Below are 26,887 nucleotides of genomic sequence, written 5' to 3'. Positions count from 1 at the left end.
TAAATTATAAGCCATGGAAATAACTTCCGTGATATAGAAAAAACATGGATATGTTATTGTCAATAAGCACAAAAAAACTTTTTGCCAATAAAATCTCATTTTTTGTGAACTAATCGAAAAAAAACGGATAAAAACATCTTATTTTTTATTAAAAGAACAGATAAATTAAATATAATTAAATAAAGTTATAAATAAAGAAAAATATAATTAGAAAGTGGTGATAATTAGTGTGCTTTAAATTGGTAGTTAATTTTTAAAAGAGAAATAAATTATAAGAAGTGAGTATGAATTATTTATGTGGTTTTTATTTACTTTAATTTCTCAATTATTATAGCGCCTGTAAGAAAAAGAGCCTGTGATGCATCTGACATTTAGGTGAATAATGCTAGTTAGCAATTTTTATAGAAGTGGAGGGGAAGATAATGAATAGACATTTATTGCTTGCATTTGTACTTCCAACACTTCTTTTTCATCAATCAGGAACGCCGATTTTATACAGTAGCCAGCTTTTAATCGATCAAGTCAAAGAGCAGCATCGGATTACTTTTGACATGGCCGAGGGTGAGAATGTGCTGATTGTTCCAAATGAACGGAAACAAGGAACAGAATCAGCCGCTGTTTTTGAAAAGAGAGACAAAGCATCGAGCTCTGTTGGCGGAGAAAAAAGGAACAAAAAGCTCCCTAAAACGGAATCAACGGACTCTCCAACGGAAAAAAAAGTAGAACCAAGTTTCTTTGAGAATATTGAACAAAAATTTACTGATCTATCAGAAGATTTGCTAGTAAAAGAAAACGAGGGTAGTGAATTCGCTAAGATGCTGGGTAGTATGTCCGGCACGGTTTTTTATGGCACCAAAATGAATGATGAGAAGAGAAATGAATACATTATTTTTTAGGAGGATGGATGAAAATGAAAGTATTAAAAAGACTTTGCTCATTAGCCGCGATCTTCAGTATTATCGCTGGCTTAGTACCGGCACAGATGTTTGCTGAAACGACGGAAGAAGCAGCAACAGTTGTTGTTACAGACGCGGTCATCAAGGACCCTGAGGAACAAGAAGTTACAAAAAACAATCGCTTAGCGCCAAAATCAAACGTTAAGTTGGAGCTTGATTGGTCCTTATCTAAAACAACCTTGATCGAAGATGGCGCAAAAGCCGCCTATACACTACCTAGCAATCTTACCTACCCAGAGCAGTCGGGGGAATTATCAGGAGTGGGAAGCTATGAGGTAAAAAATAAACAAGTGATCTTTACCTTTGATCAAAATTATTCATTGATGGAAGACGGTCAAGCACCTGATTTTTCAAGTGCTAAATTTTATGAAGGCATTGTTACCTTGAATGCTCAAACAACTGGCGAAGAGCTGGAAGAAGAACCAGTTGATTTCGGTAAGAATATTGTGAAGACCTTGTATTATGATAAAAAGGTCGATCCAGTTGCTGATCCACTAAAAGAAAAAGAGAAAACGGAAGCGGCGGTGAGGGCGCAAACTGAGACTATTCAGCCGCAAGCTCACGAACCAAATTTAAATACCCGGGGCGTAAAATTATTCACCAATATCAAAATCACTGATTTTGACGATAATGAATTTTCTGAAACCAATCCAGCGGGTCAGGATGCGAATATCAAAATTCATTTTGATTGGGTCCTAGATGATGAGGAAAAAATTCTTAATGGAGATAACTTCACTTATACATTGCCAAACTATTTTTCGATTCATAATACGCTCGTTAATCAGCCACTAACAAATGGTGATAAAGAAGTTTTAGGACATTTCAGTTTAGGTAAAGATGGTGTACTAGTTGTCACATTTAATAAAGAAGCTGAAAAACTAGTACAACGTGCGGGTACGATCGATTTGAGAACGCAATTAAGTATTACGACCGAAAATGAAATTGTCGAAATTCCAACTGGAATCACTGGAGAAGATGGAAAAGACATCACCATAAAAATCCCTGTTGCTAAAGCAGATATCACTAAGAAGGGAATAATTGAGAAAGATAATTCCGTTACTTGGACGATCATTCTCAATGAAGAGCGTCGAGAGTTAAAAAATGCGTTAGTGAAAGAGTATTTTCCTGAAGGACTAGAACTTTGGTACCATTTAGATGCACAAGTAAAGAATGATGCGGGTGTATGGGAAAAAGCACCAGATGGATTAATCACGGCGTGGAAGGATAATAATGATAATACTTACAATTATCGTTTCTCTAAAGATGGCATGAACAAGCCTGTAAAGATTACGATCAAAATGAAAATCACTGATAAAGAGAAAAGAAGCTTTACAAATAGAGTAACGATCACTGGTGACAACTTTGCCGCAAATAAAGCAGAGGCGACAGTTGCTTTTAATGAAAATAAAAATTATAAACGTTGTAATGGATATGATTTAACGAAAGGGACGTTTGATTGGGAAGTTAAAGCGACCTATAAAAATAAAGGCGGCGTGATGAAAGACTGGCTCTATAACCGTTATAAGAATCCTGAAACAGACCCTAACGTCGTCGTCAATCACTATCTAGTAGAGGGTTCAATCGAGGTAACTGATGAAGCTGGGGAAAAAGTACCGAATTCTAAGTGGAGTCTTTCAACAGATGAAAAAGATTTTGTCAAAAAAAACGGGAAGTATATTCACTTTACGTTACTATTTGAGGATCCGGGAGTATATATCATCAAATACTCCAGTCAATCGTTTGAAGTGCCAGCACCGATTAAGACCAGCTTTGGGAACACTGTTGTCATCCAAGATGGCGAATCAAATAAGGAAGAGATTTCGATTGGAGAAAATACTAATGTCGATGGCACAATTGGTGTTGGAAAAACTGCTTCTAATAAAGATTATAAAAATAATACCATTGACTGGAAGGTAGATATCAATACAAAAGGCGTGGAAATGAACAACGCGGTCATTACCGATCACTATACAACGCTTGCCGGCAACAACAAAAGTGCGTTGCAATTAATCGAAAGCTCAATGAAGTTAGTGGAGAATAATGGCTCAGAAAATAATGTAACTTTAGAAAGAGATAAAGATTATAGATTAGATCATTTAGATGGCGATCCTGATTTCAAGGAAGGCTTTGTGATTACCTTGATTGGGAATTACGAGAAAACGACAAGCACTATCTATCTGACTTATCAAACTCACTTTTTTGTGGATGAGCAACCACAAAATGCAACAGGTGCAACTTTGATGTTTGTCAACAGTGCTGTAGTCAATTACACCGATGCAAAAGATGAAGGACATACGGATGGTGCGGAGACGTCTACGTGGGTACACTCGACCTATAAATATAATGGGGTAAAATATGGAAAATATCTAAGAGAAGGCGAGAAAGTGGACTCTGCCTTCCACCATAAAAATCCTGTTACAGAGCAAGCGGCGGAAGAAAATAGTGTCTATTGGACGGCGCTATTTAATACTTGGCAAACAAAGGTTCCCAAAAATACTGTGATCAAAGAGGCGTTAGGTGATGGCCAAGAGCTAAAAGAATTAGTCATCTATGATGTCGAGCTTTACAAGGGTGCGATGGATGGTACTTTAGCGGTTGAGACATTAGGAGACAAATGGGACAAAGATGATTATAAATACGAAGTCATTGATGGTATCCCAACGATCACTATCTTAAAGGAAAAAAACAAACCATTTGCGGTCTTTGTTTCAGCTAAGGCGTCAGATGAGCTACATCGTTACAAAAATAAAGCGACGATGAGCACAGATGGTGATGATATGGTAATCGAAGGCTTAGTTGAGAAAAGTGAGAAAACGAAATGGATCGATAAAAGTGGTACGCAAGGTACTGATTCCGACTATCGCAAGATTAACTGGTCCGTTGTTGTAAATAAGGATGCTCACAAGATCCTTGATCCAGTAATCAAAGATACAATCAAAATGAATCAACAATCCTTTGTTTATGATAATGATAAAAATGTTGTTGTGAAAGTCTATAAAGCGAAAAAAATAGGCAGTACGAATAATTTTGAGAAGGATGGTGCTGCGATCGAATTTGCCAAAGGCAAAGAGCCAATTGTCAGCATGGATTCTGATAAAGGAACTCAGACTTTGGAAATTTCTTTGGGCGAATCCATCGATACGGCGTATATTATTGAATACCAAACGATGTTAGATCCAGAAATTCAAAATGGCGAAAAAATCAGCAATAGTGCAGCAATTTCTGGTAAAGACATCCAATTTCATGAAACCACTAAAGAAGTTATTGTCAAATCAACAGATGGGGAAGGAACATCCAGTGGAATCAATGGAGTATTGATGTTCAGAAAATTAGACGAAAAAGGAGCTTTGATCACTAGCTCACCTGCCTTCTTTGATCTTTATCGTCGTGATAAGGATGGAAATTTGAGCTTGCTAATGCAAGATATCGAAGTCCAAGGGGATAAAATTATTCAAGGAAACGATAAAGTAGACAAGTTGTCTAATCTACGCTACGGCGATTATTCGATTAAAGAAAGTAAAGCGCCAGAAGGCTATATTAAAGATGAACAGCAACATGATTTTACAATCTCGAAAGATAGCGTAGAACATACCTTCAGCTTAAACAATAAAAAAGATGTCCAAACAACGGATATCCAGTTGAAGGCGAAAAAAGTATTAAATGGCCGAGACTTAACTGAAAATGAATTCTCATTTGTCTTAAAGGATAAAGCTGGCACGGAACTTCAAACGAAGAGCAACGCGGCGGATGGAACGATTACTTTTGATAAGCTAGATTACGATAAGAAAGGTGATTACACTTACACGATTTCCGAAGTGATTCCAGCCGAAAAAGATAAAGCTGCTGGCATGACTTATGATAAAACGGTATTCGATGTTACCGTGAAAGTAACCGAGAAAGAAGGCAAGTTAACAGCGGTCGCTGATTATAAAAAAGTTGAAAAAGACAAAGTACCAACCTTTACTAATGAATTCACGCCGGCAAATAGACCATCAAATGCCTCAATCGTATTAAACGCGAAGAAAGTATTAAACGGCCGAGACTTAGTCAAAGACGAATTCTCATTTGTCTTGAAGGATAAGGATGGCACGGTTCTTCAAACGAAGAGCAATGCGGCGAATGGAACGATTACTTTTGACGAGCTGAATTATACTGAAATTGGTGAACATAATTATACGATTTCCGAAGTGATTCCAGAGGGCGAAGCTAAAGAAACAGGAATCACTTATGATGAAAAAGTCTACAGCGTAACAGTAACCGTATCAGAAAAAGAGGATAAGCTCAGTGCAACAGCTGTTTATAAAGATGCTGATAACAAAGAAGTAGAAGAAGCTATCTTCACTAACAAATACAAGGCATTGCCGACAGATATAAACTTGAAGGCGAAGAAAGTATTAGAAGGCCGAGACTTAACTGAAAATGAATTCTCATTTGTCTTGAAGGATAAGGATGGCACGCTACTTCAAACGAAGAAAAATACGGCAGACGGAATGATCACTTTCGATAAGCTAGATTACGATAAGAAAGGTGATTACACTTATACGATTTCCGAAGTGATTCCAGAGGACGAAGCTAAAGAAACCGGAATCACCTATGACGAAAAAGTCTACAATGTAACGGTAAAAGTTGAAGAAAAAGCAGGTCAATTAAGTGCGACAGCCGTTTATAAAGATGCTGATAACAAGGAAGTAGACGAAGTAGTCTTCACCAACGAATACAAAGCGTTGCCAACAGATATAAGCTTGAAGGCGAAAAAAGTATTAGAAGGTCGTGATCTAACCGAAAATGAATTCTCATTTGTCTTGAAGGATGAAGCGGGCGCTGTACTTCAAACGAAGAAAAATATGGTAGACGGAATGATCACTTTCGATAAGCTAGATTACGATGCAGAAGGTGACTACAATTATACGATTTCCGAAGTGATTCCAGCAGAAAAGGAAACCGGAATCACCTATGACAAAAAAGTCTACAATGTAACGGTGAAAGTTAAAGAAAAAGCAGGTCAATTAAGCGCAACAGCTGTTTATAAAGATGCTGATAACAAAGAAGTAGACGAAGCTGTCTTTACCAATAACTACAAAGCATTGCCGACAGATATCAGCTTGAAGGCAAAAAAAATATTAGAAGGTCGTGATCTAACCGAAAATGAATTCTCGTTTATCTTGAAAGGTAAACATTCTCAAACGAAGAAAAATGCGGCCAATGGCACGATTACTTTTGACGAGCTGAATTATACTGAAATTGGTGAACATAATTATACAATTTCCGAAGTGATTCCAGAGGACGAAGCTAAAGAAACGGGAATTACCTATGACGAAAAAGTCTACAATGTAACGGTAAAAGTTGAAGAAAAAGCAGGTCAATTAAGTGCGACAGCTGTTTATAAAGATGCTGATAACAAAGAAGTAGACGAGGTAGTCTTCACCAACAACTACAAAGCGTTGCCGACAGAAATAAGTCTGAAAGCGAAAAAAGTATTTGACGGTCGTAAACTAACCGAAAATGAATTCTCCTTTGTCTTGAAAGATAAAGATGGCACAGTCCAAACGAAGAAAAACGCTGCAGACGGCGCGATCACGTTTGATAAGCTGAATTACGATAAAGTAGGAGAACACAATTACACGATTTCTGAAGTGATTCCAGCAGACAAAGAAGACGGAATGACCTATGATGAAACAGTCTATAACGTAACGGTAAAAGTTGAAGAAAAAGCAGGTCAATTAAGTGCGACAGCTGTTTATAAAGATGCCGATAACAAAGAAGTAGACGAAGCCATCTTCAAAAATATTTTCAAAGAGACCCCCAATAAACCTAAAGATCCAAAATACGGGGAAATCTTATTGAAAAAAGTCGACGGTGACTCAGGCGAAGCGTTAGCAAAAGCCGAATTTAAATTAATTGATGCGGACAAGAAAGTGATCGCAGAAAAGATCATTACGGGAACCGATGGAACAGTTCTGATCAAAGGCTTAAATGATGGTGAATATCAATTGATTGAAACCCAAGCACCAGATGGCTATAAGCTGGATGCGACACCAATCAAATTCGTAGTGAAAAACAGTCAGGCGGACAAGAAAGAAGTAGAGAAGAAAAATAATCGGACGACGTTACCGGGAACCGGAGGCGATGAAGCTGACAATGGAAGTTCTAATAACAGCTCGAAGCGACGCTCCACTTATACGGTAAATAACGAAACTAACTCTGCTTCAAGTAGATCACTTCCTAAAACCGGTAGTTCCAGCAACATCGGCTTGATTATTTTGGGATTGTTCTTCTTATCGGTCGTAAGCTTAGTCTATATCGGAAAAAGAAAAAAAGTCTAAGCCTCAGGTGAGGTTCATTCCCTGACAGATAATGGTCCAAGAGGTAAGCGCAGTGCTTGCTTCTTGGACCATTTATTCGGTTATGAAGACGAAGCAATCAGATAATTTTGTTTTCAATCGAAAGCTTCGCTATAATTAATTTATTAGAGTGGGAGGTTGTTTATGAAAGGGACCTTTAAGCAATTTGAAAAACTGATTAGCACGATTGTTGATATTATGTTGGCGTTATTAGTGATCGTCGTGGTGATTGTCATGGCGGAGGGAATTATTAATATTGTGTCACACGTGATTCCGCTTAGTTCGATGGAGGATTTATCTTTATTGATTGAGGAGATCGCCACGCTGTTTATTTTACTTGAGGTCATCTTGATGTTGATGCGTTACATCAAAGAAGGCCACCACATTCCGGTCCGTTACTTGATTTTGATCAGTATCACGGCCATTTTACGGGAGTTGTTATTAGCTCAAGGAGATGGTCTACATTCGCTATTGCTTTCCAGTTCGATCTTAGTTTTAGTATTGGTGCTGCTGATTTTAGAAAAAGTGAAGGCTTTTCATAAGGCCGATCATTAAAAAGTGAGACAAAAAAATTCCTCATCCATACGGGTGAGGAATTTTTGCTTAGGCGGTAACCGTTTTGCGTGATTTTAAAATATATTGGATACCGGTATAGAAAATAATAACAATCACTAAATAAGTAATGATCGTAATATCAAGTCCCATCAAGAATTGCGAGGCGATGATGACCCCGGGAATTCCTCCAATCGTGATGGCTAAGGCGATTTTTCTTGAATACGCTTTTTCACGAATGAAGTTGATACTTGCGACTGGCTGTAGCCCAGCACATGAGCACATCATAATCGGGAAGGCAGCCAGGGGTGTCATACCTAGCATGTAAACCATCGCCATGCAAGGAGCGTACAAGCCGACACCGACAGTCATTAACGCGCCGAAAAAGAAGTTCCCCACAATTCCGATCACTAATTTTGCTCCGGTCAGACCCATCGCAGTATTGCCTTTTCCTAATAATGCAATCACTTCTGTTTGTCTTAACAGCATTAAAATAGCTGTGATCAGCAAGGCCCAGCCAATCCATTTTTGAATCGCTGTTTCGGAAAGTTTTGTAACAAACTTCGATCCGAACCAAGAGCCGACGATCGCTGCTAGAATCAACGTGACTAAAGTCACTGGGTCAACTTCGATGACCGTGACGAAAATCACTGCCTCGGTCAACACAGGAATCGCGTGGCCGACATTTAAAATCCCCGGCAGCTTGCGGTCATCCTTGTTTTGCTTCGTAACATTCAGCATCATGGTCGTCAGCGCGAAGCTTCCGATTCCAATCGTGTCAGCGAAGTCAGCGATAAAACCGATGATTCCATTGATGATCCAATTTCCCGGGCCGAGGTCGTCACGATGCATCAACACGTCACGTACCAGCATAATTGCTTGAAAAATAATTAACCCAATCAAAATATAAAAAATAATCTGTGCCATAACTCACGCTACTTTCTCTGTTTTTTAATAATTATAACAATAAATGAAATAGAAAAACCACAATAACCAAAATTTTTGTGATCAATTGAACGAATAGGTAAAAATTAATGGTTGAAATCGGTAAGGAATGCACGGCTGGCGACAGAAAGTAATTGTTGGTCGCGATAAAGAAGCCCGATTTTGCGAGATATAGGAACGTCGAGTGGACGCAAAGCCACATTGTAAGCTAAACGCTGCAAAATTAATTTTGGTAAAATACTAATACCTAATCCTTGTTCAACCATAGACAAGATAGAATAATCATCCCATGTCCGATATTTAATATCTGGCTGGATTTGATAGTTTTCTAATAGCTCCGTAATGTCGGAAGTACCTTGACGCTCTAAAAGAATAAACGGTTGATCAATCAAATCTTGAGGCGAAATTGATTTCTTTGCTAACAAAGGATGGTCGGTAGGCAGGACAACCAGCTGTTCATCACTTGCTTGAAACACTTCGATTAAGTCAGCCTGAGCCGGCAAACGTGAAAAGCCAAAATCGACCCGACCTTCAAAGATCCATTGCTCGATTTCTTCATAGTCTCCTAGCAGTAATTCGAATTCGATTTTAGGGTATTTGATTTGAAATTTTTTGATTGCTGCCGGCAGCCAATGGGTCGCGACACTGGAAAACGTACCGATCCGAATTAGGCCTGTATCTAAATGTCCCAGCTCGGCCAATTGGTTTTGCAATGCTTGATATTTTTCCGCCAGCTCTTTGGCAAAGGGCAGGACATTCAACCCATCAGAGGTCAAACGCAATCCCGCTCGATTTCGTTCCAACAACGGGAAGCCCCATTCTTGTTCTAAGTCATTAATCATTCGGCTGATACCGGATTGGGAATAATTTAAAACCTTTGCCGCTTTAGTAAAGCTGCCTAATTCAACCGCTTTAACGAAAGCGATATATTTTTGAATATTCATATCCATGATAGGCTTCTCCTTTCTATCTGTTTTTCTCATACTAAGTATGTTAAAAATTCGTTTTTGTAATTGATATACCTATGATAAATTACAGCTAGCAACTATTCAATGTAAAGGAATGAGAGTAATGGTTTTGGTAAGTGAGATTTTTACAGATGGTCCCAAAAATTATAGCACGGCGTTGCAAAAAGAGGTCTACCACGCATTAGCAAAGTTGAAGCTTGATTTTCAACGTGTCGCCACGGATGAGGTGATCACGATGGAGGACTGTCAGCAAATCAATGAGCGGTTGTCGATGGATATGGTGAAGACTTTATTTCTCTGTAATCGACAAAAAACAGCTTTTTATTTATTCGTAACGAGTGGAACAAAGCTATTTAAAGCGAAGGATTTTAGCCAGGCCTTACAAGTCGCTCGGGTTTCTTTTGCTTCAGCGGATCAAATGGAAACGATGTTAGGAACTCAGATCGGAGCCGCGACGATCTTTAGCACGTTAATAGCAGAATCAAAAGAAGTGCAATTAGTGCTAGATCAAGAGGTTGTCGAAAATGAATGGTACGGTTGCAGCGACGGAACGACGACCGGCTATTTAAAATTACGCACCACAGACGTGTTGGAAAAATTTTTACCTTTTGTTCAGCGTCAGCCGAAGATTATAACTATCTAAAAAGAAAAAGCCGCTAAAAAATCAGAAGGATAAACTGATTTTTTAGTGGCTTTTAGAATGTCTATTTGGAAATCTTTTTCAATTCAAATAAGCTTTTCTTCTTATTCTAGAGAACTGACTAATGAAGAGAGCTCTTGATTTTTACAGCAATGAATGGCGCTTGACTCTTTTAAAAATCAGCCTCGATATAAATATCTTCGCCGGCGATTTCATCATCGATCACGTCGTTCCATTTGTCAGCGGGAATCTCTTTAAAGGAGACTGAAACGACGTTAGGTTCACAACCTAATTCATTTACGACGAGGTTCTGCAACTTGTTAGCGAAGTCTTGCTTTACTTCCTTCGAACGACCTGGATATAATCTTACAGATAAATGGGGCATATTTTTTTCCTCCTTTTTTTATGATTAAGACCATTCAGTCCCAATTTTCGCTTCGCGAGCACGCTCATAAATTTTTTGTGCCGTGACTAAATCTTGTGCGCCAATGCCAACGGTTTTAAATACGATGATTTCATCAGCTTGCTCACGACCAACAATGTTTCCGGCTAGCACGTCACCAATATCACCAGTGAAATCTTTTTTGGTGATCCGTCCTTCTTCCAGTGGAATCAAAATATCACCGGCTTCAGAGAGCACGGCTTCTTGGGAATCAAAATAAATTTTCGCCGACCGCTCTAAAATCACCGGGTCCATCTCCTGCATGTGGGGTTGATAAGAGCCCACACAGCTAACAGTTGCGCCTGCTTTGACCTTGCTGCCATCAAAAACCGGGGAAGTAGCAGGGGTGACAGTAATGATCAAGTCTGCTTCACTAATGGCTTCATCAGAAGTTTTCGCTGGTAAAATTTTGGTCCCATACCGCTTCAGCTCTTGGTCCATTTTTTCGGCGAAGGCTCTAGTGCGTTCGGAATTTTGGTCATAGACGAGGACCGTTTCTAACTCTCGAACGCAAAGCATAGCTTCTAATTGGGCAGCGGCTTGTCCGCCGGTGCCGATCAATGCACCTCTTTTCGCGTCTTTCCGACCTAAAACGTCCAAGGCAACACCGGAAGCTGCACCTGTTCGTAATTGGGTGACTGTGGCACCGTCTAACAAAGCGTTGACGTAGCCGGTTTTTCCATCCACTAGTAACACTTGCGCGGGTGCGGAGGACAAGCCCTTGTCGATATTGTTGGGGAAAATATTGATGATCTTCAAAGCGGCAGCATCCAAATCAGGGGCATAAGCCGGCATGAATAAAAATGTCCCATTTTGTTTTTCTGAAACAATCTGTGTTCTTAGCGGGACATCGGTCTTACCGTCACTAAATAATCGAAAGGCCAGCTTATCCGCTGCAATCGCATCTTTCATAGAAAAAACGTGGCGGATGTCTGTAGGGGATAAAAGTAGCATTAAAAAACCTCCTTTTCGTCTTGTGAAACCGTCTTCTTACTATTAAGATTATAAGCGATTCCATTCGATGCTTCAAAGTTATTTTGATTTTTTTAATTATTATAATGATCGTTATAAAAAAATGGTTATTGGCGATTTAAAATCTTGTCTGAGTGTTTAATTAACGCTGTTTATTATTATTTCTATTTTTTATTTTATCGATTAAATAGTTATTGAAAAGCATGGTTCCTTTCTATATACTTTATTTGAAGATAACCCTTACATACAGCGGGTGGAGGTGAGAGAATTGTCAGCGTATCGTTTATGATCATGAGAAAAATGGATACTTAGAGTCTCTAAGGACGGGCAGAAATTCTTTCATCAACACTATCTTGACGGCATTATTTGTGACCAATTTCACTAGTGGTTGCGAAATAAAAAAATATCGGGGATCTTCAGCTTGATGAAAGTTTTTCCATGCAAAAAAATTTGATATGGAAGAAGGATTTAAAGTGAAAAAAAGAGTAAATGGAATTGTAATGATTTTATTGGCAGTCTTTGCTGTCGTAGTAACTGGTTGTGCGAAAGGCGATGCGAAGGAAGATCGTGCTGAAGCTGATATCGATTGGCAGATGATCGCACCGAAGGATATGAAAAAAGTGATTGAGAGTGAGTCGAAGGACAGTTATCAAATAATTGATATCCAACCAGAATCTGACTTCAAAAAAGGCCATTTGCCGAATTCGATCAGTGTTCCAGCCTATCCAGTAGATACAGAGAAGCTTGAAAAAGTGGTTGTAGATCATGCGGATCAATTTAAAGAAGGGGATAACCCAATCTATGTTGTCTGTCCTGGTGGCGGCAGTGGTGCGAAACGCACAGTTTCGATTTTAATCGACGAAGGGGTCGATGCTTCACGTATGCATATCATTGAAAATGGCGCGAAAAAATGGCCGTATAAAGATGACAAGAAACTTTGGGTAACTGAATAATCAAATAGGCTTAGAGAGCAAAAACTCTCTAAGCCTATTTTTTTCCGCTAGTTTTAGGGGCAATTTATTTTGGAATTGTTCTGTTTTCCCATTTTTTATCAAGTATAATGAATTGAAAATGGAGTGTTTGGAGGAAATATGGAAAATTCAAAGCAGCTGAAATTAAATTTACAATATATCGGGATGCAGGTTCCTTATTGGATGGGCTACTCGGTTTTAGGAACTTTTACTTCTGTATTTTTGTTATCACGGGATTTTACGAATGGGCAGATCGGAATGGTACTGGCATTGGCAAATTTATTAGCGGCGATCGTTCAGCCGTTTTTGGCTTCGTTTGCTGATCGGATGACGCGTATTCGGCTGTCGCAATTAGCCGCGGGGATGGCGGCTCTGTTAGTTTTATTTTCCGGCGTCTTAGTCCTTTTGCCGAAAGAATTCTTGATTGTCGCGGTGGTGTACGTGCTGCTGTATGCTTGTTTAGTTTTGCTGCAGCCGTTGACGATTGCAATTGGAACTTTTTTTATTAGTCGCGGCTACGGATTGAACTTCGGTTTGGCTCGTGGGTTAGGCTCATTGGCTTTTGCCGGGGCAGCGGCGGTAACGGGGGTTTTGATTGAAGCTTTTTCGGCGAATATAATTTTATTTTTATTGATTGGCATTTTTCTTTTCTTTATGGTGATTACCTTGTTTTTAGATACACGAAAACACGGGGGCAATTATTCAGACTCTTTGTTAATGATAGAGACGGCTGAAGATCAGCTTGAAGAACCGATTGATCTTTTTTCTTTTATGAAGAAGTACAAACGTTTTATGGGTTTATTGGCAGGTGCCTCTTTATTATTTGTTTTTCATACGATCGTCAATAGTTATATGTTCCAGATCATGCAGCCTTTAGGTGGCAGTGAAGCAAATGTTGGTACGTCGTTGTCTATCGCCGCATTGAGTGAATTGCCGACGATGTTTTTCTTTTCTTGGCTGCTGAAACATTTTAAGATTCATTCCTTGATGCGTGGCGCGGCCCTTTTCTTTTCAATCAAAGCGTTGATTATTTTATTTGCAGGGAATCTTTTTATGATTAATTTGGCTCAAGGGTTACAAATGGTCGGTTTTGCGATGCATACGATGGCATCGGTCTACTATACCAATCAAATCATTCCCCAAAAGGATTTAGTCAAAGGCCAGACACTAATGGCAATGGCCAATACAGTTGGCGGTATTATTGGTTCACTAGTAGGGGGTCAAATGCTGAACTTTCTGTCCGTTCAAGCCATGTTGTTGATTGGAACCGTGATCTCGATTATAGGGACGGTAATCGTATGGGGGACAGTTCAGCGGACTAGCTGATTGTGTTAGGCGTTTTAGTTTCACTTCTTTTTAAAATAGGCTAGAGTAAGAATAAAGTCTATTTAGAGGAGGTCCTTTATGAAACGTTGGCATTATTATTTAGTTTTAACGTTGATTGCGGGGCTTTTTGTGATGCCTCAACTCTTTACTCATAAGCTGATTTTAGGCGCGGACGCGTTGTTTCATTATAATCGTTTTTATGAAACGGCGGAACAAATCAGAACCGGAACTTTCAGTTACTTTATTTCAATATTTGGCTTTCAACAATCTGGTCGCATCGTGAACGCGATTTATGGACCGATTTTTTCTTATTTGCAAGGTGTGCTAGTCTTGCTTGCTGGCAGCTGGTTCAAGTATCAAGTCCTATCGAATTTTTTAGTCTATTTGATTGCCGGCTGCTCGCTGTTTAAACTGCTGAGTTATGCAAAGGTCCGTGAATCAACAGCTCTTTTGAGCTCCATTATATTCATGACGACTTATTCGATTAATTATTGGGTCTTGAACCAAGGCTTTACTAGTTGGGGAACCAGTTTGCTGCCACTGTGTCTATTGCCAATCATCGATATGAAGAATCAGCGCTTTCCAATCTTGAAGGTTGCGGTGAGTATCGCTGTCATGACTCAGATCCACATGTTAACGGCTGTGATGGTGAGCTTGATTTATCTGCCTTTTTTCATTGATTATGGTATTAGGCAAGCAAGCTGGTCTAATACGGTGAAAGTTTTTTTGAAGTCGCTAGTTCTATATGCCGGCTTATCCAGTAATGTTTGGCTTAGTTTTTTTCTGATTAACTCCGATGACCAGTTAAAAATGCCTTTTACCAATCAGCAGATGAGTGAAAAGTCGATCGATCTTGGCGGTTCTTATTGGCTGCAGTATCCTAAATTTTTATGGCTGCTGCTGGTTGCCAGTCTTTTGCTGTGTATTTTTTATTGGCGCAGACTGGAACGTTTTACGAAACAGTTAGTTATCATTGGTGGATTGTTTTTCTTTCTTTCTACCGGTATCGTTCCATGGGATTGGTTAATCGCCCATCAGGTTCCGTTTGTTTCACTCGTTCAATTTCCTTTTCGTTTTTTCGCCCCTTTTACTGTATTGTTCTTCTTATTTACTGCGTTGATGTTTGAACACTTGCCAAGAAAAAAAAGCGCACTGGTCCTTTTGGCAATTGTTAGTTTGATCAGTGTCGGTCAAAATCTTCAGGTTCTTATACAAGAGTTACAACGCTGGGACAACCAGAGCTTGGCTGCCAAGCATACCTTTGTCCAGGTGCCGGAAGCGCAAGCACGAGCCAGTTTTTTTACGGCGGATCTGGATTTGGCATTGCGGTCGGTTGAAAAATCCAGCCCGGATTATTTGCCGATCTATCACGAGAACAATGAAAATAAATACGTAAGTTATGAGAAGCAAATTTTAGCAGAGAGAAAAGGCTTTTCTAAAACGATCAAGCATGGGCAGTTGCAAGTGAGTTGGACCGCCCAAAAAGCGGGAACGACTCAAGTACCAGTGATCGTTTATCAAAATACGCGACTGTATTCGGGTAATCAAGAAATCCAGCCGCTGGCTTTATCAGATATCGGTACACCAACTATCAACCAAGTAGCGGGCAAAAATACGATTCAGCTGCGTTACATGCCGCCTGCTTATGTGACCTGGCTCTTATTTGGCTGCGGAATCGGTTGGCTGCTGTTGCTTTTTTGGATTGGGTATCAATTTTTCAAAAAATGAAAGGGGATTGTCATGGAATTTATTGGCATTTTAACGTTGATTTTATTTACAACAACGATCGCTGGACATTTTTCAAGGCGGATGGGCATTCCATCCGTGATTGGACAGCTGTTAGTCGGGATTCTTTTAGGGAATGCGGGGCTGAGGTTTGTTCATCCGGATATTTTAGTTTCGGATTTTTCGGAGATCGGCGTGATTATTTTGATGTTCTTAGCCGGCATCGAAAGTAATTTGAAGCTGTTAAGAAAATACCTTCGTCCGAGTCTCTATGTGGCTATTTTAGGAATTATTTTTCCAGTGGCACTAGGTACAATAAGCGGCTATGGCTTTGGGGTCGCGCTGGATGAATCTTTTTTCTTAGGGCTAATCTTAGCGGCGACGTCGGTGAGTATCTCGGTGGAAGTATTGAAGGAGTTGCGAGCGATCAATACGAAAGAAGGCTCGACGATTCTAGGGGCTTCGGTAGCGGATGATCTATTAGTTATTTTGATTGTCAGCTTGAGTATGTCAATGCTGACAGGCGAACCGACGGCTTCTGCTAAATTACCGTTGATTTTAGTGGAACAAGTCTTATACTTCTGTGTCATTTTCTTTTTGGTTCGCTGGGGTGCGCCGTATTTGATGCAATTAAGCAATAAATTATTGGCGGAATCCTCGGTGATCATTGTTTCGCTAATTATTTGTTTAGGAATGTCTTATCTCGCTGATTTGGTTAGCTTGAGCTCGGTCGTCGGTGCTTTTTTTGCAGGGGTTGCCATCGGTCAAACGAAAGTCCGACAAGAAGTTCAGTTGAATGTCGAGGCGATTGGTTATGCGGTCTTCATTCCCGTCTTTTTTGTGAATATCGGGTTGGAAGTATCCTTCACACGGTTGGTTCCACAAGGTTTTTTCATTTTAGCTTTGACTATTTTGGCGATCGCTTCTAAGCTATTAGGTGGGTTTATCGGCAGTCGGTTTTCTGGATTTTCAAAAAGTAGCAGCTTGATGGTGGGTTCTGGTATGGTTTCTCGCGGTGAGATGGCGCTGATTATTTTACAGCTAGGTTATCAGGCGGAGCTAGTCCGTCAAGATTATTATTCCGCTTTTATTTTGATTATTCTATTCACGACTTTAGCTTCGCCATTTTTATTAAAATATTTTACGCAGCGGGTTCATGGATGATTCAAGGAAATTTTTAAGAGAAAGCTTCGACAAATGGCTAACTTTGGCTTTCTTTCGAGGGATCAGGTAAACTATTTTTAAAGGACAAGGAGTGAAGTAAGATGACGAATTATGATAATGAAAAAAAACGCCGATTAAGAGGCTCAATGGCACCAAAAACAGATGACGATGTAGCGTTGGCGGGGACTAATTCTAACGAAACAGAACATAAATCAGAAGCAATGGCCGGCAGTAATTCCAGTGAACCAAAGGAAGTTGCTCGCTCTGGCTCAAATGCCGTAGATGAAGAGCTTCCCCATAAATCATTGAAAGAAGAAGTAAAAGAACTGATCGAAGACGTCGAAGAAAAATTTGACTCTAAGAAATAATCTTTGAAAATAGACAAGCAATGGATAATTATTTAGAAGTCTACACTCAGTGGTATCCAAACAATTATGGATTAAGTGATTACCCACTGGAATGCCATGTGACCTATGACAATAATGAAAGAAAAAGCTTATTTCAGCAATTAACGAAACCACAGCAAGAACTGGTTAATCAACAAAAGAAATATCAGGTGCGTTCGCTGTTTTTACAAAATCAATATTTATTTACCTCTGACTGGGAGTTTGTTCGACTGAACATTGACGATGACTATGAGCGAGGCAAACGCAGTCAGCTAAAATGTGATTGTGGCCGGCCTCTGAAGTATCAATTTGTGATCGAGTCGAAGCAAACCGGCCAAGAGGTTCATTTAGGGATTCAGCACTTTAAAGATCATCTAGGGATTCCCCAGAGCATCGCGGAGGATATCAAAAAAGGCGTGGCTCATGTTGATCTAGCCTTAGATGAACTTTTATGGCTGACCGCAAAACCGATCGCCTTTCCAGAAGATCTATGGCAACGCTATGTCTTTGCTTATTATCGCAACAACACACTGCGGCGACCAATTGCCTTGAATCAAAAGCTGGCGGATCGTGTCTTAGCCTTCCGTCAAGTAGAGATGCCTCTATTTATTGCGGATTATTTGGCAGTCTTAGGCGAGATCAATCAAGTCGATCGAGAAGTCTTCGATAAAAAGGAGTCGTCATTCTTAGCGGATAAGCAGGCCTTTGAAAAATATTTAACTGATTTTGATCAAGATATCGTGACACCGCTATATCAAACGCGGATCTTTTTTGCACGCAGATTAACAGACTTTATTAAATTGGATCAATTCGTGAATGAAAGTTATGAAGCAGCAAAGAACCGCTATTTTGATGAGATCCTGTCATTTTGCTTATCGCTAAAAGGAAAAACAGGTATTGCGCGGGAGAAAGCTATCCGTAATTTCATTACCTATCATGTAAAAAAATATGAGGGACAAACAATCATCCCGTTTATTATTAATAAATATGAAACGTATCAATTCACTAAAAATTTCTTTCTTGCTATTCCCAAGGTTTATCGTGTCGGGCTTCGCCAAGCCATTAAACGCAAACAAGAAAGACGTCACCTAAAAAATAGAAAAGCAGCAGAGCTGGGTCAATGATTGACCGCAGCTCTTTTTTTAACTATAAAGGAAACACAAAATTTTCACATGAACAAATCGCTTGACAGCAGGGCTAGCCATGTCCGGCTTCACGAACTAGCTTTATCGGCAATAAGCCAAACGATTTCGAAATCGTTTGGTCTGATTGCCCAGCTGACTCCTAATTAGGGAATCATTTTTCCAAAAATACGAAAAATGATTCTGATTGTCGTTACGCATACCATTTTTCTAATCTCAATCAAGCGAGCAGAAAAACTGGCAAAAAGCTGAGTGAGTTCGCGAATGCCTTTCTCAAGTAAAGCTAATTAAGGCTTGAATACGCTGTGTAATTTTTTATTTTTATGAGATAATAACAAGAATAAAGAGGATCATTTTTAGGAGTTGAAAACGGATGTTTGATTCGCAAAAGGTCAAAGAATTAAATGAATTGGAGCTGATGGTTTACCGCTACATTTTGGAGCATATGGAAGAAGTCTACAGCATGACGATTCGCGAGCTCTCCGATAATTGTCACGTGTCCACTTCGACGATTTTACGAGGCTTGAATAAGCTGGGCTACTCAGGCTACTCCGAATTTAAATACGCGCTAAAGGAAGAACTTTCGCAAAAACGCCAATCATTTGAAGCGTTTTATGATGCGAATGTCCACGTCGATGCCTTTCTAAAAAAAGTCAATAACGAAAGCTATCATGCGGTCCTTGATCCGGCAGTAGATTTAATTTTAACCAGTAAGCATTTGGTTTTTACCGGGATTGGAACAAGCGGAACGCTAGGAACCTACGGCAGCCGCTACTTTTCTAATTTGAAATTTAACGCCTATGCGATCACGGACCCGTTTATTCCGGTTCCAACGAGAGGGTTAGATACAACTTTGGTGATCACCTTGTCTGTTTCCGGTGAAACAACGGAAATCATTAAGCAAATCGAAGACTTTAAGCGTTATGGGGCAAAAATATTGAGTATCACCAACGATCAGCACTCTACGATCGCGCAAATGGCGGATTTCAATATCTCCTATTATATGCCAGAAGTTTCTGGTCCCGATCCCACCGATGCGGCAATTAATTTAACGACTCAAGTTCCGGTGATCGCGCTGTTAGAGATTCTTGCCCATCAAGCCTATCAACAAGAAAACAATGCTAAGACTGAATAAACGGTCTTGGTATTGCTTTTTTTATGGCTTTTTATACTAAGAAATAAAAAATTGTTTTTTTGTTTGGAACATGTTTCTCACTGTTCCAAAAGTATTTCAATGAGCGCGGCTATCCCTTATGATAAACTTGTAAACGGATACAATGCGGAATGGCCATCGCAGCAAAATAATTTTTTTAAAGGAGAATCTTTTATGAATCAGTGGATTAACGAGAAATTATTACCCCCTATTTTAAAATTTGTAAATACCAAAGCAATTACGGCGTTACGTAATGGGATGCTATACACGATGCCCTTTACGATCGTTGGTTCAGTTTTCTTATTGTTAGCGAATTTTCCGGTTCCAGCCGTGTCAGAATGGGTAGCCAACAGTGGTTTAGATGTTTATTTTAACGAAGCGTACGGCGCATCATTTGCTATTATGTCAATTTTTGCTGTTATGGGTATCGCAAATTCATATGTTAAAGAAGAAGGCTTTGAAGGCTTGCCAGCAGGGATGATTTCTTTAGTTGTCTTCCTTTTGACACAACATTCAACTGCCACCAACGCAGAAACGAAAGCGATGGTTTCTAACGTTATCGATAAAACCTGGACAGGCGGTCAAGGAATGATCAGCGCGATTTTAGTTGGTTTGTTTGTTGGTTGGGCTTACTCTTGGTTCTTGAAACGCGACATCCGCATTAAATTGCCAGAACAAGTTCCGGCAAACGTAGCTAATTCATTTACTGCTTTGATTCCAGCGGCAGTGATTACCACCTTCTCATTAGTGGTTTATATCATCTTTGATAAAGTATTTAACACGACAGTGGTCGAAGCTATCTATAAAGTGATCCAAACACCAATGCAAGGGGTAACTGATACCTTTGGTGGTGCCATGATGTTAGGCTTCTTGGTTCCATTCTTGTGGTTCTTCGGAGTACACGGTTCAACCCTAGTCGGCGGGATCATGGGTCCGATTCTACAAGCCAACTCTTTACAAAATACAACGATTTTAAATTCAGGCAAAGAATTAACGGTTGCTAACGGCGGACACATCGTAACACAACAATTTTTAGATCAATTTATGACAGTGACTGGTGCAGGGATGACGATTGGGATCGTTATGTTCATGGTTATGTTCGCGAAATCTGCTCAGTTCAAACAATTAGGACGTTTGGCTTTACTACCAGCCTTCTTCAATATCAATGAACCAATTTTATTTGCTACACCGGTTGTGATGAATCCAATCATGGCGGTACCATTTATTTTGACTCCAATGGTTTCTGGTGTAGTAACGTACTTCTCACTATACACCGGCTTAGTACCATTATTTACAGCGGTTCAAGTTCCGTGGACCACACCACCAATTATTTCAGGATTCTTAGTTGGCGGCTGGAGAACAGCTGTATTACAAGCATTTGTTCTAACACTAGGATTCTTCATCTATCTACCATTTGTTCGTAAAGTAGATTCATTGAACTACTTGCAAGAACAAGGAGAAAGTGTAGAACAAATCGAAAAAGATTTAGCAAACGAAAATAAAACAGCCGAAGGTAATGCAACGGTTTAATCAAAGATAAGAGGTAGGAGCATGAGTATTTTTAAAGAAAACTTTTTATGGGGCGGCGCGGTTGCCGCCCACCAATTAGAAGGCGGCTGGCAAGACGGCGGCAAAGGGATCAGTGTGGCGGACGTGATGACAGTAGGAGCCAATGGTGTTCCTCGTCGCATCACAGAAGGTGTCTTAGCGGGAGAAAACTATCCCAACCATGAAGCGATTGACTTTTACGGTCGTTATAAAGAAGACGTGAAGCTTTTTGCAGAATTAGGATTGAAATGTTTTCGGACTTCGATTGCTTGGACACGAATTTTTCCTAAAGGGGATGAGCCGGAGCCTAATGAAGCCGGCTTACAATTTTATGATGATTTATTTGATGAATGTCTAAAATATGGCATTGAACCGGTGATTACGTTATCTCATTTCGAGATGCCTTATCATTTAGTGACAGAATACGGCGGTTGGCGCAATCGCAAAATGATCGATTTCTTCGCTCGTTTTGCAGAAGTTTGTTTTAGCCGCTACAAGAACAAAGTCAAATATTGGATGACCTTTAATGAAATCAACAATCAAGCAAATTTCCAAGAAGACTTCGCTCCTTTTACGAATTCTGGTTTGAAGTTTGAAGCGGGAGAAGATCGGGAAAAGATTATGTATCAAGCCGCTCACTATGAATTGGTGGCAAGTGCCAAAGCAATTGAGCTTGGTCACAAAATCAACCCTGATTTTGAGATCGGCTGTATGATCGCGATGGTTCCAATCTATCCTTACTCTTGCAGTCCGTCTGATATGATGGCGGCAACAGTGGCAATGCAGCGCCGCTATTGGTTCACCGATGTTCATTGTAAAGGCCGCTACCCAAGCTACATGAAACGTTATTTTGAACGGAAAGAATTTGAGTTAGATATTACGGCTGAAGATGAAAGCCAATTAACCAAAGGTACCGTCGATTATATCGGCTTCAGCTATTACATGTCCTTTGCCATTAAAGATCACGATAAAGGTCCCGCTTATGATTATGATGAAGCTCACGACTTAGTGAAAAATCCATATGTCAAAGCGTCTGAATGGGGCTGGCAAATTGATCCTACCGGTTTACGCTATGCGATGAATTGGTTCAACGATCGCTATGAATTACCCTTGTTTATCGTAGAAAATGGGTTTGGCGCAGTGGATGAAATCACCGAAGATGGGGGCATCCATGATGAGTATCGAATCGAGTATTTACGTGAACACATCGAAGCGATGCAAGAAGCGGTAATCTATGACGGAATCGACCTAATGGGCTATACACCTTGGGGCTTTATCGATCTAGTTTCTGCCGGCACCGGTGAAATGAAAAAACGTTATGGCTTTATCTATGTGGACAAAGACAATGATGGCAGCGGAACCTTGAATCGCAGCAAAAAAGATTCCTTCTATTGGTTCCAAAATGTGATCGCCACCAATGGCGAAGTATTGGAAGAACAAGGAGTGGCAAAAAATGAGTGAAAAAACGATTATGTTGGTTTGTAACGCGGGAATGAGTACCAGTATGCTCGTTACTAAGATGCAAAAAGCAGCGTTGGCTAAAGGGCTAGATGTGGATATTTTTGCCACAGCGGCGGCTGACGCAACAAATAAGATCCAAGAAAAAGAAATTCATACTGTTTTGTTAGGACCACAAGTTCGGTTCATGCAAAAACAATTCGAAGAAAAATTAGCGCCGCTAGGCATTCCTGTTGATGTGATCAATATGACCGACTACGGTATGATGAACGGTGAGAAGGTACTTGATCAAGCCGTCAACATGATCAAAGGATAGGAAGTGAACGGATGCAAGAAGAAAACTTGGAAGCTGTGATGGGTCTGATCATTCATGGCGGTAATGCCAAAAGTAACGCGATGGAAGCAATCCAAGAAGCCAAAAATGGAGACTTTACTTTGGCCGATGAAAAAATCAAGTTGGCAGAAGAATCATTAGTTGAAGCGCACCATTCACAAACAGGACTACTGACTAAAGAAGCGCAGGGCGAACACATAAGCTTAAATTTGTTGACGGTACACAGTCAAGATCATCTAATGACGTCCATCGCCTTTACCGATTTAGCCAAAGAAATCATCGATGTTTACAAAAAAATCAGTGCATAAGAAATCCCGTTCCATGAATCTCGTTAATTCATGGAGCGGGATTTTTTTATATTTGTTTTTGACTAATTGCGACAAATATTTTTTGGACGATATCTGCTTGTACGTCAACGGCAAAAATATTTGAAGGAACGTTGATTATTCTTGGAAGATCAATCTCAAGAGCGGCTATCGCGGCAAGACCATTTTCGGGGACGAGATAAAGCCCCTCTGGATTAACGTTGTCGATAAGCCCTCGTAATGAAATCAGCTTGATTGAAAAACTACTACCGAGTCTACGTTCTAGCTGTAGTAATGGCTGCCGATAGGGCTTTTGAACAAATGGAGAACTGGAGAGGACCATAGCTGGAATAACAAAATAAATAGTTTGCGTGACCAAAAGATTCATCTTCCTTCAACGTTTTATAAAACGAATTGTTCTGTCGATTTGAAGATAATAGTGTACCGTTGCTAGGTAAAAAGCAAAGGATTTTTTTAGCAGGCTTTCCCTTTTTTTGGAAGTCCTTTTTCAGCCCTTAGACGTTTTCGAGGCTTTAATTTACGGTTTGATATACGCGTATCCTTTAGCCTGAAGCTCAATCAAATCCAGCACACCAGCGGGGACGACTTCAACGTTTTGCGGCAGTTGCGCAGCCTCGATTTTATTTGCCCGCATGGCGTTGTTGCAGGCGTGGAATGTAATTTCAGCAGTTGAAATAAATGATTTATTTTCTGGCGCCAAGTAGCCTTTAATTGCACCACCGTTAACTAAGACAACAATTTTGACCTCTACGGGTTCTTTTAATAAATTTTTGACATTGCTGGCGGTTTCTGACCATTTTGCTAATTCGTCGATATGGAAGACGACATTCATATTCTCACCTTATTTCTTAATAATCATATTGATAGCTTGTTCCAATTTTTCCGCTTGTTCAGTGGGATCGTTCTCTGGATGTTCAAAACAGTTTTTTAAATTTTCAGCGACGATCATCCCCATCACCCGATCAATGCTGGAACGTACGGCACTTAATTGAGTAATTACATCGATACATTCCTGTTCTTCATCAATCATTTTTTGTACACCACGAATCTGGCCTTCGGTTCGTTTTAAGCGATTAAGCATTTTATTTTTTTCTAATTTCATTGGCAGACACTCCTTTATTTCTATAAGAATATACCTACTTAGGGTATCCCTCGTCAAATTTTATGATTTGAGGGAAAGTGGACTAAACAGAATCGTTGACACAAGTAATTTTTTTATGATAAAAATACCCTTGTAGGTATATTAAAAAGAATGCGAGGAAAAAGCAAGTATGTTTCATTTATTTCAAAAGATCCCGACTATTTCAACACAGAAACTAGCTGAAAGACTGAACCAATCAATTGTTTTGCTAGATGTTCGTACCCCTAGTGAATACCGGGGTGGGCATATTACACAAGCAATCAATCATCCATTAAATAAAATTGATAGTTATCAAGGAAAGAAAAAGGAAGTTTATGTGATCTGTCAATCGGGGATGCGTAGCAAACAAGCAGCCAAGCGTTTAAAACAAATGGGCTACGAAGCAATCAATATCCAAGGTGGAATGAATCGTTGGCAAGGTTCGACTAGAGGAGGTAAATAGAATGAAAATTATCATTGTAGGTGGAGTTGCAGGTGGGATGTCGGCAGCGACACGATTGCGGCGGTTAATGGAGGACGCAGAGATTATTGTGTTGGAGAAAGGCCCGTTCGTTTCCTTTGCTAATTGCGGCTTGCCTTATTATGTTTCTGGTGAAATAACCCAGCGGGATGCGTTGCTTGTTCAAACACCGGCCTCGCTGCAAGCTCGTTTTAATTTAGATGTCCGCCCGTTTCATGAGGTTACAAAAATTTCCCCAGCGACTAAATCAGTCACGATCAAAAATCAGCAAGGGACTGTTGAAGAAAGCTACGATAAATTGATCTTGTCACCAGGTGCCAAGCCTTTGATTCCTGAAATGGCAGGTTTACTAGCAGCTGACAACGTTTATAGTTTAAGAAATGTTCCTGATTTGGACAAAATCATGGAAGCATTGGAGAAGGAGCCTAAACAAGCGACAGTCATTGGTGCTGGTTTCATTGGGCTTGAAATGGCAGAAAATTTGAAAACTCGTGGGTTAGACGTTACGATCATTGAAAAAGCCCCTCAAGTGTTGCCACCACTAGATGAAGAGATGGCGGCCTTTGTGGAAAATGAATTGAAGGCGAAAGGCATCCGAGTAATCACCGGAGAGTCTGCTCAGGAATTGATTGAAGCGGGTAAAAAAATTATTTTAACCAATGGGGAAGAAATCTCTTCTGACCTAACGATTCTTTCTGTGGGTGTTCGGCCAGAAAATACTCTGGCTGTTGAAGCGGGGATCGAGGTTGGCCTGGGTGGCGGAATTTTAGTCGATGAAAACTATCAGACGAGTGTTTCCGATATTTTTGCCGTGGGAGACGCAATCGTCGTCAAACAGCAAATTACTGGTAAAGATGCATTGATCTCGCTAGCTTCCCCAGCCAATCGACAAGGTCGTCAAGTAGCAGATGTGATTGCAGGATTAAAACGGAAAAATCGTGGCAGCATCGGTACCGCGATTGTCCGAGTATTTGATTTGGCTGCTGCTTCAACCGGACTCAATGAACGAGTGGCCAAACAAGCGGGACTGGATGTCCAAGTCATTCATGTCTCAGGCAAAGACCATGCCGGCTATTATCCCGGGGCCAGTGAAGTTACCTTAAAATTAGTTTTCGACCCTACAACAGGAACTATTTACGGCGCGCAAGGTGTCGGCGCCAATGGGATCGACAAACGAATCGATATTTTAGCTACAGCAATCAAAGGTGGCTTGACGATCTTTGATCTGCCAGAATTAGAATTCACTTACGCCCCACCTTTTGGCTCTGCTAAAGACCCGGTCAATTTGTTGGGCTACGGGGCAATCAATCTAGCAGAAGGTATCAGCGAATCGATTCAATGGTACCAACTAAAAGCAGAACAGGAAAAAGGGCGACAATTAATTGATGTCCGGAACCCTGATGAGTTAGCGAAGGGACGCTTTCCTAATGCCATCAGTCTTCCTTTGAATCAACTTCGGGAACGGATGAATGAATTGGATCCAGCAAAGGAATATATTGTGAGCTGTCACAGCGGCCTTCGTAGCTATGTCGCCGAACGTATGCTGAAACAAAACGGATTCAACGTAAAAAATTTAGACGGTGCCTTTGCTTTATATAAAACCGTTCGACCAGAGGAGCTAATTTATGACTAAGACAATTGCAATGTCCGCTTTTTATCCATTAAGTCAAAAAGAACAACTAAGGATTCTCGATGTTCGAGAGCCGGAAGAATTTTCCTCCGGTCATGTCCCGACAGCGGAAAATTTCCCGTTAAGTCAGTTAGGTGAACACAGCCAGCGGCTTGATCAGACAAAAGAATACTATGTTATTTGCCAATCAGGGGCTCGTTCAGCTAGGGCTTGTGCTTTTCTAGCTGCCCAAGGCTACGATGTAACCAATGTCGAAGGTGGAACTTCTGCTTGGCCAGGTGAATTAGATTAATTTTTAAAGGTACTC

General features: G+C 40.2%; 25 protein-coding genes. 18 read left to right on the top strand and 7 right to left on the bottom strand.

Features of this window, described 5'->3' with window-relative positions; translation table 11 throughout:
* Nucleotides 1-422: 422 nt before the first annotated feature.
* The 3 genes from RV00_RS05075 to RV00_RS05065 all read left to right on the top strand — a co-directional run bounded on the left by RV00_RS05075 (nucleotide 423) and on the right by RV00_RS05065 (nucleotide 7,852).
* A complete protein-coding gene (locus RV00_RS05075; protein ID WP_071861536.1) occupies nucleotides 423-896 on the top strand; it encodes a hypothetical protein in 474 nt (157 codons plus the stop codon).
* A 14-nt stretch (nucleotides 897-910) separates the two neighbouring features.
* A complete protein-coding gene (locus RV00_RS05070) occupies nucleotides 911-7,279 on the top strand; it encodes a Spy0128 family protein (protein WP_249024061.1) in 6,369 nt (2,122 codons plus the stop codon).
* Nucleotides 7,280-7,441: 162 nt separating this feature from the next.
* Nucleotides 7,442-7,852, top strand: a complete 411-nt coding sequence (locus tag RV00_RS05065) for a phosphate-starvation-inducible PsiE family protein (protein ID WP_071861534.1) — start codon at nucleotides 7,442-7,444, stop codon at nucleotides 7,850-7,852.
* A 48-nt stretch (nucleotides 7,853-7,900) separates the two neighbouring features.
* On the opposite strand, the gene RV00_RS05060 is transcribed toward RV00_RS05065, so the two are convergent.
* Entirely contained in the window at nucleotides 7,901-8,776 is an 876-nt protein-coding gene (locus RV00_RS05060) for a TSUP family transporter (protein WP_071861533.1), read from the bottom strand.
* Between the two features lie 104 nt (nucleotides 8,777-8,880).
* Nucleotides 8,881-9,744, bottom strand: a complete 864-nt coding sequence (locus RV00_RS05055; protein ID WP_071861532.1) for a LysR family transcriptional regulator — start codon at nucleotides 9,742-9,744, stop codon at nucleotides 8,881-8,883.
* 121 nt (nucleotides 9,745-9,865) lie between these two features.
* On the opposite strand from RV00_RS05055, the gene RV00_RS05050 reads away from it, so the two are divergent.
* The gene (locus RV00_RS05050) at nucleotides 9,866-10,405 is read left to right on the top strand and encodes a YbaK/EbsC family protein (RefSeq protein WP_071861531.1); all 540 of its coding nucleotides are present in this window, start codon (nucleotides 9,866-9,868) and stop codon (nucleotides 10,403-10,405) included.
* 169 nt (nucleotides 10,406-10,574) lie between these two features.
* Here RV00_RS05050 and RV00_RS05045 read toward each other — a convergent pair whose 3' ends face one another.
* Together RV00_RS05045 and RV00_RS05040 are read right to left on the bottom strand one after the other, a co-directional pair.
* Nucleotides 10,575-10,787, bottom strand: a complete 213-nt coding sequence (locus tag RV00_RS05045) for a tautomerase family protein (protein WP_071861530.1) — start codon at nucleotides 10,785-10,787, stop codon at nucleotides 10,575-10,577.
* A 24-nt stretch (nucleotides 10,788-10,811) separates the two neighbouring features.
* Nucleotides 10,812-11,798 (bottom strand): ornithine cyclodeaminase family protein, encoded by a 987-nt coding sequence (locus tag RV00_RS05040; RefSeq protein WP_071861529.1) that lies wholly within the window; start codon nucleotides 11,796-11,798, stop codon nucleotides 10,812-10,814.
* A 491-nt stretch (nucleotides 11,799-12,289) separates the two neighbouring features.
* Here RV00_RS05040 and RV00_RS05035 point away from each other — a divergent pair, with 491 nt between their 5' ends.
* The 11 genes from RV00_RS05035 (at nucleotide 12,290) to RV00_RS04985 (ending at nucleotide 23,331) form a co-directional block, all read left to right on the top strand.
* Entirely contained in the window at nucleotides 12,290-12,769 is a 480-nt protein-coding gene (locus tag RV00_RS05035) for a rhodanese-like domain-containing protein (RefSeq protein ID WP_071861528.1), read from the top strand.
* 138 nt (nucleotides 12,770-12,907) lie between these two features.
* On the top strand, nucleotides 12,908-14,113 hold the full coding sequence (locus RV00_RS05030; RefSeq protein WP_071861527.1) for an MFS transporter: 1,206 nt from the start codon (nucleotides 12,908-12,910) through the stop codon (nucleotides 14,111-14,113).
* 78 nt (nucleotides 14,114-14,191) lie between these two features.
* The gene (locus RV00_RS05025; RefSeq protein ID WP_071861526.1) at nucleotides 14,192-15,841 is read left to right on the top strand and encodes a hypothetical protein; all 1,650 of its coding nucleotides are present in this window, start codon (nucleotides 14,192-14,194) and stop codon (nucleotides 15,839-15,841) included.
* A 12-nt stretch (nucleotides 15,842-15,853) separates the two neighbouring features.
* On the top strand, nucleotides 15,854-17,002 hold the full coding sequence (locus tag RV00_RS05020) for a cation:proton antiporter (RefSeq protein WP_071861525.1): 1,149 nt from the start codon (nucleotides 15,854-15,856) through the stop codon (nucleotides 17,000-17,002).
* Between the two features lie 101 nt (nucleotides 17,003-17,103).
* Nucleotides 17,104-17,370 (top strand): rRNA processing protein, encoded by a 267-nt coding sequence (locus tag RV00_RS05015; RefSeq protein WP_071861524.1) that lies wholly within the window; start codon nucleotides 17,104-17,106, stop codon nucleotides 17,368-17,370.
* Between the two features lie 20 nt (nucleotides 17,371-17,390).
* Nucleotides 17,391-18,512 carry a hypothetical protein gene (locus tag RV00_RS05010; RefSeq protein ID WP_071861523.1) on the top strand — a complete coding sequence of 374 codons (1,122 nt, stop codon included), beginning with the start codon at nucleotides 17,391-17,393 and terminating at the stop codon, nucleotides 18,510-18,512.
* A 391-nt stretch (nucleotides 18,513-18,903) separates the two neighbouring features.
* Nucleotides 18,904-19,665 (top strand): MurR/RpiR family transcriptional regulator, encoded by a 762-nt coding sequence (locus RV00_RS05005; RefSeq protein WP_071861522.1) that lies wholly within the window; start codon nucleotides 18,904-18,906, stop codon nucleotides 19,663-19,665.
* Nucleotides 19,666-19,857: 192 nt separating this feature from the next.
* Nucleotides 19,858-21,213, top strand: coding sequence for a PTS sugar transporter subunit IIC (locus RV00_RS05000; RefSeq protein WP_071861521.1), 1,356 nt, complete (start codon nucleotides 19,858-19,860; stop codon nucleotides 21,211-21,213).
* A gap of 21 nt (nucleotides 21,214-21,234) precedes the next feature.
* Nucleotides 21,235-22,692: a 6-phospho-beta-glucosidase gene (locus RV00_RS04995; protein ID WP_071861520.1), complete on the top strand. Its 1,458-nt coding sequence runs from the start codon at nucleotides 21,235-21,237 to the stop codon at nucleotides 22,690-22,692.
* Nucleotides 22,685-23,005, top strand: coding sequence for a PTS sugar transporter subunit IIB (locus RV00_RS04990; RefSeq protein ID WP_071861519.1), 321 nt, complete (start codon nucleotides 22,685-22,687; stop codon nucleotides 23,003-23,005). Before RV00_RS04995 ends, RV00_RS04990 begins: the two co-directional genes overlap by 8 nt.
* Nucleotides 23,006-23,016: 11 nt before the next feature.
* Nucleotides 23,017-23,331 (top strand): PTS lactose/cellobiose transporter subunit IIA, encoded by a 315-nt coding sequence (locus RV00_RS04985; RefSeq protein ID WP_071861518.1) that lies wholly within the window; start codon nucleotides 23,017-23,019, stop codon nucleotides 23,329-23,331.
* A gap of 46 nt (nucleotides 23,332-23,377) precedes the next feature.
* Here the strand turns inward: RV00_RS04985 and RV00_RS04980 are convergent, their stop codons facing one another.
* From RV00_RS04980 to RV00_RS04970, 3 genes are all read right to left on the bottom strand, one after another.
* Nucleotides 23,378-23,707, bottom strand: a complete 330-nt coding sequence (locus tag RV00_RS04980) for a hypothetical protein (protein WP_071861517.1) — start codon at nucleotides 23,705-23,707, stop codon at nucleotides 23,378-23,380.
* 159 nt (nucleotides 23,708-23,866) lie between these two features.
* Nucleotides 23,867-24,181, bottom strand: coding sequence for a DsrE family protein (locus RV00_RS04975; RefSeq protein WP_071861516.1), 315 nt, complete (start codon nucleotides 24,179-24,181; stop codon nucleotides 23,867-23,869).
* Between the two features lie 9 nt (nucleotides 24,182-24,190).
* Nucleotides 24,191-24,451, bottom strand: coding sequence for a metal-sensitive transcriptional regulator (locus tag RV00_RS04970; RefSeq protein ID WP_071861515.1), 261 nt, complete (start codon nucleotides 24,449-24,451; stop codon nucleotides 24,191-24,193).
* A 169-nt stretch (nucleotides 24,452-24,620) separates the two neighbouring features.
* On the opposite strand from RV00_RS04970, the gene RV00_RS04965 reads away from it, so the two are divergent.
* From RV00_RS04965 to RV00_RS04955, 3 genes are read left to right on the top strand one after another with little or no spacing between them, the layout of a single operon-like run.
* Complete coding sequence (locus RV00_RS04965) at nucleotides 24,621-24,932, top strand: rhodanese-like domain-containing protein (protein ID WP_071861514.1); 312 nt, start codon at nucleotides 24,621-24,623, stop codon at nucleotides 24,930-24,932.
* Nucleotide 24,933: 1 nt separating this feature from the next.
* Nucleotides 24,934-26,583 carry an FAD-dependent oxidoreductase gene (locus RV00_RS04960; protein ID WP_071861513.1) on the top strand — a complete coding sequence of 550 codons (1,650 nt, stop codon included), beginning with the start codon at nucleotides 24,934-24,936 and terminating at the stop codon, nucleotides 26,581-26,583.
* Nucleotides 26,576-26,872 carry a rhodanese-like domain-containing protein gene (locus RV00_RS04955; RefSeq protein WP_071861512.1) on the top strand — a complete coding sequence of 99 codons (297 nt, stop codon included), beginning with the start codon at nucleotides 26,576-26,578 and terminating at the stop codon, nucleotides 26,870-26,872. The genes RV00_RS04960 and RV00_RS04955 overlap by 8 nt, the downstream gene beginning before the upstream one ends.
* The last annotated feature ends 15 nt before the right edge of the window (nucleotides 26,873-26,887 follow it).

This window comes from Enterococcus devriesei (genome assembly GCF_001885905.1).
GTDB classification, from domain to species: domain Bacteria; phylum Bacillota; class Bacilli; order Lactobacillales; family Enterococcaceae; genus Enterococcus_A; species Enterococcus_A devriesei.
This window is presented reverse-complemented; position numbering and strand designations above follow the sequence as displayed.